The sequence below is a fragment of the Verrucosispora sp. WMMD573 genome (assembly GCF_027497175.1).
Classification (GTDB): Bacteria; Actinomycetota; Actinomycetes; order Mycobacteriales; family Micromonosporaceae; genus Micromonospora.
Genome location: NZ_CP114901.1, coordinates 30217 through 45912, shown reverse-complemented (window position 1 = coordinate 45912; position 15696 = coordinate 30217). Strand labels below are relative to the sequence as shown.

Genomic DNA, 15696 nt, shown 5'->3' with positions numbered 1-15696 from the left:
GCAGGATGGCGGCATGGCCGAGCCGCATGACCTGACCGCTCTGGAACAGGCCGCCGCGATCGCCCGTGGCGAGGTGTCCAGCGTGGAACTCGTCGAGCACCACCTGCGGCGGGTCGACGCGCTCGGCGACACGGTCGGTGCCTTCGTCACCGTCACCCCCGAGCTGGCGCGCGAAGCCGCCCGCGCCGCTGACGCGACGCCGGCCGATCGGCGTGGGCCACTGCACGGGGTACCGACCGCGATAAAGGACCTGACCCTGACGGCGGGCGTCCGTACCACCTTCGGTTCGGCCGCCTTCGCGGACTTCGTGCCGCCCGTCGACGCCGACGTGGTGCGCTTCATGCGGGCTGCGGGCCTGGTCAGTCTCGGTAAGACCACCACCTCCGAGCTGGGCTGCTCGCTGTACTCCGAGACCCTGGTGGCGCCGCCGGCCCGTAATCCGTGGGCGTTGGCGTACACCGCCGGCGGGTCCAGTGGTGGCGCGGCGGCGGCCGTGGCGGCGGGCCTGGTGCCCGTGGCGCAGGGCTCCGACGGCGGTGGCTCCCTGCGGATCCCCGCGTCGCTGTGCGGGCTGGTCGGCTACAAGCCCAGCCGTGGCCTGGTCTCCGGCGGTCCGCTGGGTTTCGGCGCCTTCGGCCTGCCGACCAGCGGTCCGCTCGGCCGGACCGTCGCCGACGTGGCCGCGTTGCTGGACGTGCTGGCCGAGCCGGTGCCCGGTGAGCCGTACCTGCCGCCGCCACCGCCGTCGGGCGGCTATCTTGCCGCCGCCCGGGCCGCCGAGCCCGGCCCGCTACGGATCGGTCGGTTCACCACCCCGATGCTCGCCGACGAGCCGGTCCACCCGGACTGCGTCGTCGCGGTGGACCGGGCTGCGGCGTCGCTCGCCGCCGCCGGGCACGAGGTCGTCGAAGTGCCCGCGCCGTTCGGCCCGCAGGTCTGGCCGCTGTTCGAGATCGTCTGGCACGTCCTCGCGCTCGCCCCGGTGCCGCCGCAGCGGGAGCCCGAGCTGCTGCCGCTGACCCGATTCCTGCGGACCCAGGCCGCCGGGATCTCCGCCGGCACGCTTACCGCGACCCTCGGCGAGATCCAGGCCCAGGTACGCCTCGGCGCCCGCCGTACCGCCGGCTGTGACCTGCTGCTCTGTCCGACCCTGGCGGCCCCGCAGGCACCGGTCGGCTGGTTCACCCAGGGGCGTACCCCGGCGGAGGACTTCGACCGGCAACGCCGCTTCTCCCCGTACTGCGCGGTCTTCAACGTCACCGGCCAGCCGTCGGTTTCGCTGCCGGTCGGCGTGACCGCCGAGGGGCTGCCGGTCGGCGTGTTGCTCACCGGCCGCTACGGCGACGACGCGAGGCTGATCGCGACCGCTGCGCAACTGGAGACCTCCAGTGGCGGATGGGATCGGCACCCCGCGGTCTGGCGGAGCGTCGGCTCCGCTAACGTGAATGACAGCGGAGTCGGGAGGTCACCGCGGTGATCCGCCACCCGACCCGATCGAAGATCTCTCTTTCCGCCTGGGGGCGTTGGGATTGTCTGTAACCGACACGTTGCTGGTCTTCGTCGGCATCCCGGCAGCCATCGTGCTGGTGATCGCCGGCCTCGTCTACGCGGGCAGCCAGGGCGGTGGTGGCGGTGCCAAGCGTTACCGGCCGGGCCGGCCGTTCACCTTCACGCCGGTGTGGTTCCTCGGCCGCCCCGAGGAACTGGCCGACTCCGCGGGCACCGCGCTGTCGGTGGGGGCACAGGCGCCCGCGCTGACCAGCCGCACGCAGGAACAGGCCGGCGTCGAGGCGCCGACCGGTGGAACCGGAGGCGCAAGTGACAGTTGGTGAGAAGCAGCACGCGGCCGGGACGGAGAACCCGCCTGACGTGCTCGACGGGCCGTTCTCGACCCGCCAGCTGCTGCGCATCGACGAGGCGCTGCGGGTGGCCGACCGGACGACCGGTCTGGTCTTCTCCGTCTTCGTCGGCGGACTCGACGAGCCGATCAGGGAGCACGCCGAGCGGCTGCACCGGCAGTTGGCCGAGCCCGACCGGTCGGTGCTGATCGCGATCTCACCCAACCAACGTCAGCTGGAGATCGTCACCGGCCGGTACGCCCGCAAGCGCGTCCCGGACACGTACGCCAAGATCGCCGCGCTGTCGATGGTGGCCTCGTTCGGCGGCGGCGACCTGGCCGGCGGCATCATCCAGGGCCTCGACCAGCTCTCCCGCTACGCCGGCAAGGGCTGAGCCCGACCGCTACGACAAAAGCCCGGCCCGCGTCTTGCGCGGCCGGGCTTTTGCATGGCAGGATTCCCAGCTTCGCTCCCGCCAGCCGCGTTCCGGTGGGCGCCACTCGTATGTCGGTTGTGCCATCACGTCCACCTCCTTTGGCCACGATAACGGCCCGGGAGCGTCGTGTGACCACGACGCTCCCGGGCCGGTGGAGCGCTGTCAGGCCGTTCGGGCGTCCCGGGCCTGCGCGGCGAGCGCGCGAACCACGCCGTCGCGACCCTCGGCGACCAGCCGCCGCAACGGCCCGGGGTGGCCCTCCTGCGCCAGCCAGGCGTCGGTTGCCTCGACGGTGTCGTCCTGCACCAGGTACGCCGGGTACATGAGCATGGCGAACTCCTGCGCCGGCTCGCTGTCCCGGGTCGCCCAGACCTGCCCGACCGCGGCGAAGTAGCGGTCCCGGTAGGGCGTCACCAGTTCCACCTGCGAGGGGTGGCTGAAGCCCTGCAACAGCGCCCGGTGCCGCCAGTTCGGCAGCGCCTCGGGGCCGGTCAACTGGGCCCAGACGGCGGCCTTGTTCGCCTCGGTCGGCACCAGTGCGTGCGCGTACGCGGCCTCCCGCTCACCGCTGGAGGTCTTGTCCCGGGCCAGCTCCGTCTCGATCTCCGACGCTCCGGCCACGCCGTTGGCCACCAGTGCCTGCAACACGCTCCACCGCAGCTCGGTGTCGATGGTCAGTCCCGGGGTCACCTGGGTGCCCTCCAACCAACCGCGCAGCACGGCCAGGTCCTCGCTGGACCGGGCCGCGGAGACGTACGCCCGGGCCCAGGCCAGCTGGAAGCCGCTGCCCGGTTCGGCCGCGGCGAGCGCGGTCTTCGCGGTCCGGGCCAGGTCGGCCCAGCCGGTCGGCGCCCAGGCCGGATCGGCGTAGAAGGTGAGCGCGCTGCTGGCCTGGCGCAGCGTCGCGGTGACCAGGTTGATGTCCGTCTCCGCCGGCAGCCCGGCCAGTACCAGGGCGACGTAGTCGCGGGTGGCCAGCTCGGCGTCGCGGGTCATGTCCCAGGCGGCGGTCCAGCACAGCGCGCGCGACAGCGACGATTCGAGGCCGGCGATGTGCTGGACCACCGTCGCCATGGACCGCTCGTCCAGCCGCAGCTTGGTGTAGCTGAGGTCGTCGTCGTTGAGCAGCAGCACGTCGGCCGCGGGCACGCCGGTGAGTTCGGCGAGCTCGGTCAGTTCGCCGTCGACGTCGACCTCGTACCGCTCGCGGCGGACCAACCGGCCGTCGGTGAGGTCGTAGAGCCCCACCCCGATCCGGTGGGTACGCAGGGTCGGGTAGCCCTCCGGCGCCTCCTGGCGGACGGCCACCCGCTGGTAGGTGCCGTCCGCGTCGATGGTCAGCTCCGGGCGCAGGGTGTTGACCTGGGCGGTCTCCAACCACTGCGATGCGAAGGTGGTCAACTTGCGACCGGAGGCCGTCTCCAACTCAGACAGCAGGTCGTCGAAGGTGGCGTTGCCCCAGGCATGCCGGGCGAAGTAGGCGCGCAGGCCGGCCAGGAACGGCTCCTCGCCCACGTACGCGACCAACTGCTTGAGCACGCTGGCGCCCTTGGCGTACGTGATGCCGTCGAAGTTGACCTCGACGGCCTCCAGATCCGGCATCTCGCAGTAGACCGGGTGGGTTGAGGAGAGCTGGTCCTGCCGGTAGCCCCAGTTCTTCCGGATGGACAGGAAGGTCGTCCACGCCTCGGTGAACCGGGTGGCGTGCGTGTTGCACCAGTGGCTGGCCCACTCGGCGAACGACTCGTTCAGCCACAGGTCGTTCCACCAGCGCATGGTGACCAGGTTGCCGAACCACATGTGCGCCAGCTCGTGCAGGACGGTGTTGGCCCGCTGCTCGTACTCGAAGTCGGTGACCTGCGAGCGGAACAGGTAGTGCGACTCGGCGTGGGTCACGCAGCCGAAGTTCTCCATCGCGCCGGCGTTGAAGTCCGGCACCCAGAGCTGGTCGTACTTGGGCAGCGGGTACCGCACCCCGAACTGCTCGTGGAAGAAGTCGAAGCCCTGCGTGGTGACCAGGTTCAGCTCGTCGGAGTCCAGATACTGCGCCATGCTCGCCCGGCAGAAGTAGCCCAGGTCGATGCCGTCGTGGGTGTACCTGACCTCGTGGTACGGCCCGGCGCACAGCGCGGTGATGTAGGTGCTCATCCGGGCGGAGGTGGCGAAGTGGATGGTCTTGTGGCCCTCGTCGGCCGCCTCCTCGCGCTCCACCGGCATGTTGGAGATCACCTTCCAGTGTTCCGGAACGGTGGTGTGCCAGGTGTAGACGCTCTTCAGGTCGGGCTGGTCGAAGCAGGCGAAGACCCGCTGCGCGTCGGCCGTCTCGAACTGGCTGTAGAGGTAGGTCTCGCCGTCGACCGGGTCGACGGTGCGGTGCAGCCCCTGACCGGAGTTCGAGAACGCGAAGTCCGCGTCGACGACAAGCGTGTTCTCGCCGGCCAGCCCGGTCAGCGTGAGCCCCTTCTCGGCGGAGAAGCCGGCCAGGTCCACCGGGGCGCCGTTGAGCGTCGCCGAGCGTACGGAGTCGGCCGCCACCTCGATGAACGTGCTCGCCCCCGGTTCGGCGCAGCGGAACCGCACCTCGGTGGTCGACCGGAAGGTCCGACCGTCAGCGGCGTGGACAGCACTGGACAGGTCCAGACTGATGTCGTACCCGGTCACGTCGAGCAGGCGGGCCCGCTCGGTCGCCTCGACCTGTGTCAGGTTGCGCACTCCCGGCACTGTTCGTCTCCATCCCACTCTCGCCGTCGTCACGGTCGCACGTTCCGTCGACCGCTCGTGACGGCCGGTCCGGGCCTGAGTCTTGCATGTACGGGTAGACGGTGGTGGGCGAGGTCACGGCTTGATCGTGAGGCAGGTGGCAGGGGGCAGAGCAAGGATCGGAGGTACGCCGGTGAGCCGGCGTACCACTGCGAAGGGAACTCGTCGTGAACGACCGCGTCAGCGTGGACATGTGGTTCGACCCGATCTGCCCGTGGGCGTGGCTGACGTCCAGATGGCTGTTGGAGGTGGAGCGGGTCCGCCCGGTCGACGTCCGCTTCAACGTGATGAGCCTGTCGGTGCTCAACGAGGGCCGGGAACTGTCCGACGACTACCGGGAGCTGATGCGGAACGGGTGGGGGCCGGTGCGGGTCTGCGTGGCCGTGCAGCAGCGGCACGGCGCCGACGCCGTGCGCGCGCTCTACACGGCCCTGGGCACGCGGATCCATCTCGGCAAGGAGCCGCTGGGGTCGGAGCTGTACGTCGCGGCTCTGACCGAGGCCGGACTGGACCCGGCACTGGCCGAGGCGGCCGGGGACACCGACCTCGATACTCCGCTGCGGGCCAGTCACGAGGCGGGTATGCGGCCGGTCGGTACCGATGTCGGCACCCCGGTCATCCACGCGCCCGGCCCCGACGGTCGGCAGGTCGCCTTCTTCGGGCCTGTGGTCACCCCGGCACCCAGGGGTGAGGCTGCGGGTCGGCTCTGGGACGGCGTCCTGCTGGTCGCCGGTACCCCTGGGTTCTTCGAACTCAAGCGCAGCCGCGACCTCGACCCCATCTTCGACTGAGCCGCACCCGAGCCGCACGTCGTCGCCGCACCGGTTCCGGCGGGGCGGTCGTCCTGACGCCGCAGGTCCGAGGCCCGGCAGCCACACCGCTGCCGGGTCCGGCGTCACCGGTGCGGTCGCGGACTCGTTTGTCCGGATGTCCGCATCCCACCGCTCGTGGAGGTGCCTGGTGGCCAAGCATCGTGCTCCGATCGGCGACCGCTGGAGTCGGGAGGAGGGCGGCGGCGGTGGGGGTGTGCTCGGGCCGGCGACGGGCCGGACCGCGCCGACCTCGGGGAACGGCCGGGCCGGCGGGTGGTCCGCTCCCCGGCAGGATCGCAGCCCGAACGCGGCCGGCAGGTTCGGGCGCGACGGCGCGGTGGGCGTCGCCTCGGTTCCCGCCACCTCACGGTTGACCCCTCCCGGTCGCGACGTCCGCAATCAGGGACCACGACCTGCCCCGGCCCATCGTCCCGCCGTGGTGCCAGCGCCGACCGGCCGGCACCGACGCTCGGCGGAGACGGATTCCTGACGACGGACCCCGCCACACCTGAAGCGTCAGGGCGGTGACCCTGCTTTCATCTGGTGGGCTCGGGGCGGGTCCGGCGGCGACACCTGACGCCTCGCCGGTAGCGTCAACGGTCATGACGGTCGTGCACCCGATCACCCGCGCCTGGATCACCACTGGTGGCACCGGCGCCCAGAACTACGACGAGTTCGCCGACGACGCGGAGATCACCGCGATCATCGAGGCGAATCCGCACAGCGCCCTCGGCATCGAGATGCCCCACAAGGCCCCGGAGAGCCTCGGCAGGTCGTTCGCCGACGCCCTGCCGGACGCGGTGAGCCGGCTCGCGGAGGCGAAGGCCGACGGCAGCTACACCCCGGCCGAACAGGTGGTGGTGCTGTACCGGATCAGCGCGCCGGGCGAGGAACCGGCCTACGGGCTGTTCGCCATGGTCGACACCGATCAGATCTCCACCCGGGCCGACGAGCCCGGCCTGGTCATCCGCAACGAGGACGTCTTCATCGCCAAGGTGCGCGAACGGGTCGCACTGGCCGAGGCGTTGGGGCACCTGCTCTCACCCGTACTGCTGCTGCAGACCGGGCGTGGTGACGAGTTGCACGCCGCGCTCGCGGCGGCCACCGACACGGCCGGGGCGCCCGCCGCCACCGACACCGACCAGGCCGGACGTACCCACGCCATCTGGCTGGTCGGTCCCGGCGCGCGGCAGGACGAGCTGACCGCTCTGGCCGGCGGCGGCGACCTGGTCGTCGCGGACGGCAACCACCGCAGCCTGGCCGCGCAGACCGGCGGGATGTCCCGGTTCCTGGCGGTGGTCACCACCCCGGCCTCGGTGGCCATCCAGCCGTACAACCGCCTGGTGAGCGAGCTGACCACCACCCCCGAGGAGCTGCTGGAGCGGCTGGACGCCGCCGGGGCGCGGATCACCGAGCTGGACGGCCCGGCCGAGGTCCCGGCGACCGGCGGCACCGTCGTGCTCCAGCTTCCCGAGCAGGCGTACGCGGTGACACTGCCGCACACCGGCGCCGGTCGTCTGGAGAATCTCGACCATGCCCTGGTCGAGCGGCTGTTGTTGCGCGACGCCCTCGGCCTGGATCCGGGCGACAAGCGGATCACCTACGTGGGCGGTGACTACCCGGCCAGTTGGCTCACCGGCGAGGTCCGGGCCGGTCGGGCCGAGTTGGCGATCCTCATCGCGCCGGTGACCGTCGACGATTTCGTCGCGGTGAACCTGGCCCGGGAGAAGATGCCCCGCAAGAGCACCTGGTTCACCCCGAAGGCGCGCGGCGGCCTGGTGGTCGCCGAACTGCCCTGACGCGCCGCCCGTCCCACCGGGCACCGCCCCGGCGGTGCCCGGTGGGACGGGCCTGACAGACTGCCCGGTATGCGCGTCTACCTGGGATCCGATCACGCCGGTTTCGAGTTGAAGGTGCACCTGGCCAACCACCTCGCCAAGCAGGGGTACGAGGTGGTCGACGTCGGCCCGCACGTCTACGACCCGGAGGACGACTACCCGGCTTTCTGCCTGCACGCCGGCACCCGCGTGGTGGCCGACCCAGGCAGCCTGGGTGTGGTCATCGGTGGTTCCGGCAACGGCGAGCAGATCGCCTCGAACAAGGTGGCGGGGGTGCGGGCGGCGCTGGCGTGGAACGTCGAGACGGCCCAGCTGGGCCGACAGCACAACGATGCCAACGTGGTCGCCATCGGTGCCCGTCAGCACACCCTCGACGAGGCCACCGCCATCGTCGAGGCGTTCCTGACCACCTCGTTCTCGGGCAGTGACCGACACGCTCGTCGGATCGCCCAGGTCGCCGAGTACGAGCGCACCCGGCAGCTGCCCGACCTGCCCTGATTCGCGACGCTGGGACGATCAGACCTGATCCGGGGGCGGGCAGACCACTCGACCTCGGTTCGGGACGGGTCAGCGGCGGGGCAGCTCGTCGCGGGGGGTCCAGTTACGGCGAACGATGACGACCCGGTCCGCCGCCGCGGCGAGATCCTCGTCGGTGGGTCGGGCGGCGTCCCGCGCCCGCATCGCGGCGGTCACACTGACCTGCGACGAACCGGACCCGACCAGCCCACGTAACCCCCGCTCGCCCTCCTCGTGGGCGGCGTTGCGTCGCCCGCGCGGGGCCTCACCGCCGTCGTGCACCCCGGCCGTGGTGGCCGCCGCACCAGCGTCGGCCCCGCCCGTCGGGGCACCCTGGTGCCGATGCCGCCGTCGCCGCCGTTCCCCACCATCCGCCACCCCCCGACCGTACCCCCACCCCCACCCCCACCGACCTGCCCGCCCTGCCCGACCTGCCCGCTTCGCCGATCATGCAGTTGTGGCAGTGACAAAGGGGGCGTACTGCCTCATGTCAACGACCACGACTGCATGATCGACGGGCGGGGACGGGTCAGAAGATCTCCATGGCGGAGGGGGCTCGGTGCCAGGTGAAGGCGGGGTTGGTGGCGGTGAGCGCGCCGGGGCGTAGCTCGCGTAGCCGGCCGGTCTCCGCCAGCGCGGTCGGGGTCGCGCCGCCGAGGAACAGCTCGCCGAGGCAGCGTACGTCGCAGGCCAGGTCGGCCGGCCCGCTCGCCGGTGTGCAGGTGGCCTCGGCCGGCCCGCCGCGTAGCCGCCACCGGCCGGTGTTCTCGGGCAGCAGGTGGTCGGTCACCTCGATGACCACGTCGACGTCGGTGGGGTAGCGTCGGGCGGCGAGCGCGGCCGGCACGTCCACCACCCGTACCCACAGCGCGTCGACCAGCCGGAGGTTGAGCCGACGCGGTTCGTTCACCAGCCGCAAGAGCGGCTCGTCCACGGCCGCCCGCATCCAGGCCAGCCGGCGGGTCAGGTCGAGCGAGAGCAGCATCCGCCAGATCGCCAGGTACCCGGCCGGGGTGCTCGCCACCACCTCGTCGACCGTGGTGAGGCTGTTCGGGCCGGCGTCGTCCCACTCGGCCTTGGTGCGGAACAGCCCGTAGCCGTCGACACCGTCGGGTCCCTCGTGCAGCACCACCCGCCGCTCGGTGGCGCCACCACGGTGCGCCTCCGGGTCGACAAGCACGTACCGCCACCACCTGTCGTCCCGCGCTGACCAGCCCGGACGATCGGCGCGGGCGCGGTCGTACACCCGGGCCAGGTCGGCCTGTCGGTCGGTCGGCCGGTCCAGGCGCAGCCGGCCCTCATCCGGCATCGACGCCGGTAGTCGCAGTTCGGTGGAGTCGCCGGAGACGTGGATCCGCTGCGAGGCCAGGCCGTAGCCGAAGCGCGGATAGATGCGGCCCTCGCTGGCCCAGAGCACCGCTACCGGCTCCCGGCGACTGTCGTAGATCTGACGCAGCTGCCGGTGCATCATCGCGGTGAGCAGGCCCCGCCGACGGTGGGTGGGCGCGACCCCGACCATGCTCACGTGGGCGGCGGCCAGGTCCCCGCCGGGCACGCCGAGCCGGCGGGTGAACGCGGCGGCGGTGGCCACCAGGTCGGATCCGTCCCGTATCAGCAGGCCGCGTTCGGGTTCGAAGATCGGCCGTTCGACATCCTGGGCTTCGCTGTCGACCGGGTGATGGAACAGGGATCCGAGGAATCCGTTCATCTCGTCGAAGTCGTCGGCGGTGGCGGTCTCGATCGCCAGGGTGGAGATGGTCACCGCTCGTGTCTAGCCGATGGGTGTGGGTACGGCGACCGATTTGCGGGCTGGCTACCCTCGAAGTCTCCAGCAGCGTCCGGGGGCGCCGCCGGTGGAAGGGGGAGGGAACGACATGGCCGAGCAGACGCAGCCGTGGGCGGAGCGGACCGTCGAGGTGCCGCCGCAGCCCGGTGGCGGGGTGCCGCCGCAGCGCGACCCGTACCGTCGTGGTGTCGCCCAGGTCGGTGCCCGGGCGCCGCGTACCGAGCCGTTTCCGACGGTGGAGCATGAGCGGACCGGCACCGGCTGGCCCGGCGAAGCGGCGCCGCGTCAGCCTTTGAGCTGGCACGTGGCCCGGCTGAAGCGCGGCGGCGAGTGGAGCTTCGCGGGGGCGCTGTTCGCCTTCGTCTGCTGGGGAATCTGGGCCATCTCCGGCGGTGGTGACCTCGTCGGACCAGTCGTGATCTTCGTGCTGAGCCTGTTGGTCGCGGCCGGGTTGTTCACCCTGGCCCGGCTGCTCGGCCGAGTGGTGCTGGAACGGCAGCTGGGCCGGGTCCGGCGCACCGCCCGGGGAGCGCATCTGGTCACGGCGGTGTTCCTGACCGGCCTCGGCGTCGCGTTCCTGCAACAGACGCAGTGGATCATGGACGCCTGGAACTGGCTGACGAACTAGGCTGCCGCCGCGGGATGCCCGCGTGAGGGTCCCGGCCGCCGGACGGGCCGACCCGTCGGCCGGCCCGTCCGGGAGGTGGCCGCGGCACCGCGACCGAGGTCGTCACTCCACCAGGACGGCGGCCTGCTTACCCAGACCGGCGCGGTTCATCCCCGCCGGTGCGGTTTCCCGGCCGTGCCGTCCGGCCCCGGCGCGACCTCCGGATCAGGCCAGTGCCCTCCGGGCGGCCTCGCCCATCGGGTCGTCCCGGGTGGGTAGCTGCCGTTTGGCTGGTCGCCGATCACCATCATGGTCGCCGAGCGTGCCCCGTGCCGGTCGCCGCCGGCGTCCTCACCGAGTTCGATGGCGAGCAGCAGCCGCTCGGCCAGACCGAGAGCCTCGCTGCTCTCGTATGCCCGCACGACCCGGCAGTACCCGGAGCATGCCCACCCGCCAGCCTCCACGGAGTGATGCTGGCCAAGATATATTGCCGGACACTATATTGGGCTGATGAGTTCCGGGGCGATGACCGAGCCGACCTTCTTCGTCCTCACCGCGCTGCTCGACGGCCCGCGTCACGGCTACGGCATCGTCGCCGACGCGGCGGAGTTGTCGCAGGGCCGGGTGCGGCTGAAGATCGGGTCACTGTACGGAGCCCTGGACCGGCTCGTCGGTGGCGGCCTGATCGAGCTGGACCGTGAGGAGGCCTGGCAGGGCCGGCTGCGCCGGTACTACCGACTGACCGAACGGGGACGTCACGCCCTCGACGCGGAGGCCCGACGGCTGGCCGCCAACGCCCGGCTCGCCTCGACCCGGCTGCGCCGACAGAGCCCGATCGAAGGAACGTCCGCATGAGCCGGCTGGAGGAGCGCTACCGCCGGGTGCTGCGGCTGCTGCCCGCCGGATACCGGCGGCAGTGGGAGGACGACATGGTCGCCGCCTTCCTGGAAACCATGCAGACCGGCGACGCCGAGACCGACGAGTACCTCGCCGACCACGGCCGCCCGAGCCTGGCGGAGGTGACCAGCATCGTGTCCCTCGCCGTCGGATTACGGATCGGTGGGCCTGACGCGCCACCGCGCCCGTACGCCTGGGGGCAGGCGGTCCGCCTGGCGGTGCTGGCCGGAGTGCTGACCCAGGCGGCCATGGCCACCGTCGGCCTCGCCGTCACGCTGTGGCTCACCGGCGCGCTGAGCTGGCTGCCCGCGCCCACGTCCGAATGGGCTCTCGTTCCGCCCAGCAGCAGTTGGCAGGCCACCTTGAACGTCGCCGGGTACGCCTGGCTGCCGGCCTTCCTCGCCCTTGTCCTCGGGCACCGGCGAGCGGCCCAGGCCGTCGCCGTGATCGCCATCGTGCCGAAGGCCATCGCAGTCGCCGTCGAGCAGAGCAGCGGCCCTGCACCGCTGACCGTGGCGGCGTGGGCGATGCTGCTCATCGAGCTTCTCCTGCTGGTTGCGATGTCGGCCGTCCACCGTGACGGTGCGCCGGTGGCGCGCCGACGCTGGCTCCTGGCCCTACCGGCGGGCATCCTCGCGGTTCCCGTACCGCTGTACGTCGCCCAGGCGACCACGCCGGCGCTACGGCTGCTGGACTGGCCGGGCCTGTGCTGTGCGCTGGTCGTCGTTGCCATGGTGGTCCACCTGGGCGTGTGTGCATTCCGTCCACCGGCTCGCACACTGCCCTGGTCGCTGGCGCTGGTCATGCTCGCCGCGACCGCACTCGTCCTGCGCATCGCGACCCTGCCCGACGTCGTCGGCCAGACGCAGCGCACGGCACTGCTGACGATCGCCTCGGTGCAGGCCGCCGCCGTCCTGGCGGTGGGCGTCCCCCTGGCCGTACGTGCCTTCCGGGCGCTGCGCCAACTGCCGCCGGAGTCGGCTGCCGCGGCACCACACTCCACCGCCGACTGATCGGAGCCGGTACGCGTTGCGCCTCAGGCGTTCAGGTACGCCAGCACGGCCAGCACCCGACGGTTGTGGTCATCGGAGGGCGGCATGTCCAGCTTGGTGAGGATGTTGTTGATGTGTTTGCTCACCGCCTTCTCGGTGATCCGGAGCTTGACGGCGATCCCGGCATTGGAGCGACCCGCGGCCATCTCGCCGAGCACCTCCCGTTCCCGGACGGTCAGGGCGGCCAGCGGCTCCCGACGGGCGAGGAGCTGGGTGATCACCTCGGGATCCATGGCACTGCCGCCCGCAGCGACGCGGCGCACCGCGTCGATGAACTCGCCGACGTTGGAGACCCGATCCTTGAGCAGGTAACCGACGCCACCCTGCGGAGTGCTGAGCAGTTCCCGGGCGTACAAGGGCTCGACGTGCTGGGAGAGCACCAGGATCGGCAGCCCGGGTATCCGGTTCCGGGCCGCGATCGCGGCCTGCAGGCCCTCGTCGGTGAAGGTCGGTGGGAGACGGACGTCGACCACCGCCACCTCGGGCTTGTGGGTGACCAGGGCGGGCAGCAGGGCGGGGCCGTTGTCGACGGACGCCACCACGTCGAAGTCGAAGGCCCGCAGGATGCGGGTCAGTCCGTCACGAAGGAGCGCGTGGTCCTCGGCGATGACAACGCGCACGGCAACTCCATGGTGACGACGGTGGGCCCACCGAGCGGGCTCGACAGCGCCATCGTGCCATCGAAGGCGGCGAGGCGACGCTCGATACCCCGCAGACCGGTACCGGCGGCGGAGTCGGCGCCGCCGGCACCGTCGTCGGTCACCATCATCGTCAACCGTCCCTCGACGTGGCGCAGCGACACCCACGCGTGCCGCGCGCGACTGTGCCGGACCACGTTGGTCAGGGTCTCGGCCACGGCGAAGTACGCCGCCGACTCGACCGGCGTGTCGAGCCGGCCGGGAAGATCGGCATCGACCGCGATCGGCACGGGCAGGCTGAGCGCCAGTGCCCGTACCGCGCCCTCCAGACCGCGTTCCGCCAGTACGGGCGGATGGATGCCGCGGACGAGATGCCGCAGCTCGACCAGCGCCGTACCGCTCGACGCACGCGCCTCGGCGAGCATCTCGTGAGCCGCGGCCGGATTCCGGTCGATCAGTTCGTCGGCGAGCCCGATCATCATGCCCAGCGAGACGAGCCGCGCCTGGACACCGTCGTGCAGGTCACGTTCGATGCGGCGCAACTCGGCGGCCTGAGCGTCCACCGTGCCGGCCCGGGTCACGGTCAGCTGGGTGACGCGCAGCCGCAGTTCGGCGGCCCTGGTCGGCGCGAGGAGAAGCCGGTCGAACAAGGCGTCGACGCGACGCAGCCACGGCGCCAACCACAGGCCGAGAGCCAGGATGGCCGCGCCCTGCGGAACGCAGAGCAGGGCCTCGCCCACCGAGTCGACCGACCAGACTGTGCCGTAGCCGTACCAGTCGGTGCCGAGCCAGATCCACACCGGCGTCAGCGTCAATCCCGCCAGCCCGTACAACGGTATGGCCAGCGTGACCGCGCCGAGAACGATCCCGACCAGGGCGCCCGGTACCAGCCAGCCGAGATCCCGCCAGGTGGCCGGGTCGGTGACCGTCCACCGGAAGCGGCGCCACCCGCCGGGCACGGCCCGCTCCGGAGGCGGATGGTACGGGCGTGCCAGCGGGACACCGGACTGGGCGGCGAGCCGCCGCTCGAGATCGGTGCGCCTCCTGACCAGCGTCGTCGTCCAGGACACCAGTGCCATGCCGAGGAAGGGCACGGGAACCAGCGCCAGCGCGACAATCGACAGGACGAGCAGCGGGAAGTTCGTGAGCGCCAGGCCGATCGCGGCCACCCCGGCCAGCACGGAACGCACGCCCCGGCGGATCCACGGGGCAATGCGTTCACCAGCTCCGGCCGCTTGCACAGGTCACATTCTGCCCAGGCCGGCTGCCGATTGTCGGTGGTGCCAGCACCCCCTCGACAGCGGGGGATAGCGCTCCTGACGGCGCGGCTCGTGAGCGGTTCGCTGGACCCATGACGACCACGACGACCGGCAGCGATTTCGCCGTACTCTCCCGTCGGATCACCGGAGCGGGACTGATGCGGCGGCGGCCCGCGTACTACCTCGTCCGCCTGGGCGCCGTCGCGCTCATGTACGTCGGTGGTTGGGCGGCGTTCCTTGTCATCGGCTCCTCCTGGTGGCAGATGATCACGGCCGTCTTTCTCGCCGTCACGTTCGCCCAGGTGGCACTGGTGGCGCACGACCTGGCGCACCGTCAGGTGTTTCGCACCAGGCCACCCAGCGAGCTTGCCGGGCTGCTCGCCGGGAATCTCGGCGTCGGAATGAGCTACGGCTGGTGGATGGACAAGCACACCCGCCACCACAACAACCCCAACCACGACGACCTCGATCCGGACGTGGCCCCCGAGGTGCTCATCTGGGCTGCCGAGGCAGCCACCGGCCGGCGCGGGCTGAAGGGCTTCATCACCCGGCACCAGGCCGTACTGTTCTTTCCGCTCCTGACACTGCTCGCCGTAAGCCTCAAGGTGTCGAGCGTCAAGGCTCTGCGCGACGGCACGGTGCGGCGTCGCGGCGTGGAGAGCGTCCTGCTGGTGCTGCACGCCGCCGGCTACCTCGCGGCGCTGCTCGTGGTCCTCACCCCGCTTCAGGCCGCCGCTTTCCTGCTGCTGCACCAGGCCCTGTTCGGCGTCTACCTGGGCCTGACCTTCGCCCCCAACCACAAAGGCATGCCGCACCCGACCGGCGATGAGGACTTCCTGCGCAAGCAGGTGTTGACCTCCCGCAACGTCCGCGGCAACTGGTTCACCGATGTGGCGCTCGGCGGCCTGAACTACCAGATCGAACACCACCTGTTCCCCGGCATGCCGACGCCGAACCTGCGCAAGGCGCAACCGATTGTGCAGGCGTACTGCGCCGAGATCGGCGTGGCATACGAACAGACCGGCCTCATCGACTCCTACCGCCAGGCCCTACGACACCTGCACCAGGTCGGTGCCCCCGCCCGCGCCGAACACGCGGCACGTTGACCTCCGGCACCACACGGATATCGTGCCGCTGTGTTGTTCGAGCCGGTGTCGACGGAACTGTCCTTCCGGCACGACGGCGACGAACTGGTCGGCGACCTGGTTGCAGCGCCGCCGGCCGCGGCCAGTCGTGGACGGGTGGGAGGTGGACGGG

At 71.6% G+C, this 15696-nt stretch carries 16 protein-coding genes; 10 read left to right on the top strand and 6 right to left on the bottom strand.

Features of this window, described 5'->3' with window-relative positions:
• The first annotated feature begins 13 nt into the window (after window positions 1-13).
• From O7601_RS00205 to O7601_RS00195, 3 genes are all read left to right on the top strand, one after another.
• Window positions 14-1477, top strand: a complete 1464-nt coding sequence (locus O7601_RS00205) for an amidase (RefSeq protein WP_281564302.1) — start codon at window positions 14-16, stop codon at window positions 1475-1477.
• A 70-nt stretch (window positions 1478-1547) separates the two neighbouring features.
• Window positions 1548-1832 carry a hypothetical protein gene (locus O7601_RS00200; protein WP_281566738.1) on the top strand — a complete coding sequence of 95 codons (285 nt, stop codon included), beginning with the start codon at window positions 1548-1550 and terminating at the stop codon, window positions 1830-1832.
• Window positions 1819-2232, top strand: a complete 414-nt coding sequence (locus O7601_RS00195) for a DUF5130 family protein (RefSeq protein WP_093411273.1) — start codon at window positions 1819-1821, stop codon at window positions 2230-2232. The genes O7601_RS00200 and O7601_RS00195 overlap by 14 nt, the downstream gene beginning before the upstream one ends.
• Before the next feature lie 204 nt (window positions 2233-2436).
• Here the strand turns inward: O7601_RS00195 and pepN are convergent, their stop codons facing one another.
• A complete protein-coding gene (gene pepN / locus O7601_RS00190; RefSeq protein WP_281564301.1) occupies window positions 2437-4986 on the bottom strand; it encodes an aminopeptidase N in 2550 nt (849 codons plus the stop codon).
• A 215-nt stretch (window positions 4987-5201) separates the two neighbouring features.
• On the opposite strand from pepN, the gene O7601_RS00185 reads away from it, so the two are divergent.
• The 3 genes from O7601_RS00185 to O7601_RS00175 all read left to right on the top strand — a co-directional run bounded on the left by O7601_RS00185 (window position 5202) and on the right by O7601_RS00175 (window position 8182).
• The gene (locus O7601_RS00185; protein WP_281564300.1) at window positions 5202-5825 is read left to right on the top strand and encodes a disulfide bond formation protein DsbA; all 624 of its coding nucleotides are present in this window, start codon (window positions 5202-5204) and stop codon (window positions 5823-5825) included.
• 623 nt (window positions 5826-6448) lie between these two features.
• A complete protein-coding gene (locus tag O7601_RS00180) occupies window positions 6449-7645 on the top strand; it encodes a DUF1015 family protein (RefSeq protein ID WP_281564299.1) in 1197 nt (398 codons plus the stop codon).
• A gap of 69 nt (window positions 7646-7714) precedes the next feature.
• Window positions 7715-8182, top strand: a complete 468-nt coding sequence (locus O7601_RS00175) for a ribose-5-phosphate isomerase (RefSeq protein ID WP_281564298.1) — start codon at window positions 7715-7717, stop codon at window positions 8180-8182.
• A 69-nt stretch (window positions 8183-8251) separates the two neighbouring features.
• Here the strand turns inward: O7601_RS00175 and O7601_RS00170 are convergent, their stop codons facing one another.
• Complete coding sequence (locus O7601_RS00170) at window positions 8252-8578, bottom strand: hypothetical protein (RefSeq protein WP_281564297.1); 327 nt, start codon at window positions 8576-8578, stop codon at window positions 8252-8254.
• 151 nt (window positions 8579-8729) lie between these two features.
• Complete coding sequence (locus O7601_RS00165; RefSeq protein WP_281566737.1) at window positions 8730-9956, bottom strand: GNAT family N-acetyltransferase; 1227 nt, start codon at window positions 9954-9956, stop codon at window positions 8730-8732.
• Window positions 9957-10074: 118 nt separating this feature from the next.
• On the opposite strand from O7601_RS00165, the gene O7601_RS00160 reads away from it, so the two are divergent.
• Window positions 10075-10614 carry a hypothetical protein gene (locus tag O7601_RS00160; protein ID WP_281564296.1) on the top strand — a complete coding sequence of 180 codons (540 nt, stop codon included), beginning with the start codon at window positions 10075-10077 and terminating at the stop codon, window positions 10612-10614.
• A gap of 146 nt (window positions 10615-10760) precedes the next feature.
• Here O7601_RS00160 and O7601_RS00155 read toward each other — a convergent pair whose 3' ends face one another.
• Window positions 10761-11015, bottom strand: a complete 255-nt coding sequence (locus O7601_RS00155) for a DUF1028 domain-containing protein (protein ID WP_281564295.1) — start codon at window positions 11013-11015, stop codon at window positions 10761-10763.
• An 88-nt stretch (window positions 11016-11103) separates the two neighbouring features.
• Here O7601_RS00155 and O7601_RS00150 point away from each other — a divergent pair, with 88 nt between their 5' ends.
• Together O7601_RS00150 and O7601_RS00145 are read left to right on the top strand one after the other, a co-directional pair.
• The gene (locus O7601_RS00150) at window positions 11104-11448 is read left to right on the top strand and encodes a PadR family transcriptional regulator (RefSeq protein WP_247674355.1); all 345 of its coding nucleotides are present in this window, start codon (window positions 11104-11106) and stop codon (window positions 11446-11448) included.
• Window positions 11445-12503 carry a hypothetical protein gene (locus O7601_RS00145; RefSeq protein ID WP_281564294.1) on the top strand — a complete coding sequence of 353 codons (1059 nt, stop codon included), beginning with the start codon at window positions 11445-11447 and terminating at the stop codon, window positions 12501-12503. Before O7601_RS00150 ends, O7601_RS00145 begins: the two co-directional genes overlap by 4 nt.
• Window positions 12504-12526: 23 nt before the next feature.
• Here O7601_RS00145 and O7601_RS00140 read toward each other — a convergent pair whose 3' ends face one another.
• Window positions 12527-13162 carry a response regulator transcription factor gene (locus O7601_RS00140; protein ID WP_281564293.1) on the bottom strand — a complete coding sequence of 212 codons (636 nt, stop codon included), beginning with the start codon at window positions 13160-13162 and terminating at the stop codon, window positions 12527-12529.
• A complete protein-coding gene (locus tag O7601_RS00135) occupies window positions 13114-14370 on the bottom strand; it encodes a sensor histidine kinase (protein ID WP_281564292.1) in 1257 nt (418 codons plus the stop codon). The genes O7601_RS00140 and O7601_RS00135 overlap by 49 nt, the downstream gene beginning before the upstream one ends.
• Before the next feature lie 161 nt (window positions 14371-14531).
• Here O7601_RS00135 and O7601_RS00130 point away from each other — a divergent pair, with 161 nt between their 5' ends.
• Window positions 14532-15545 (top strand): acyl-CoA desaturase, encoded by a 1014-nt coding sequence (locus O7601_RS00130; RefSeq protein WP_281564291.1) that lies wholly within the window; start codon window positions 14532-14534, stop codon window positions 15543-15545.
• Window positions 15546-15696 lie beyond the last annotated feature (151 nt).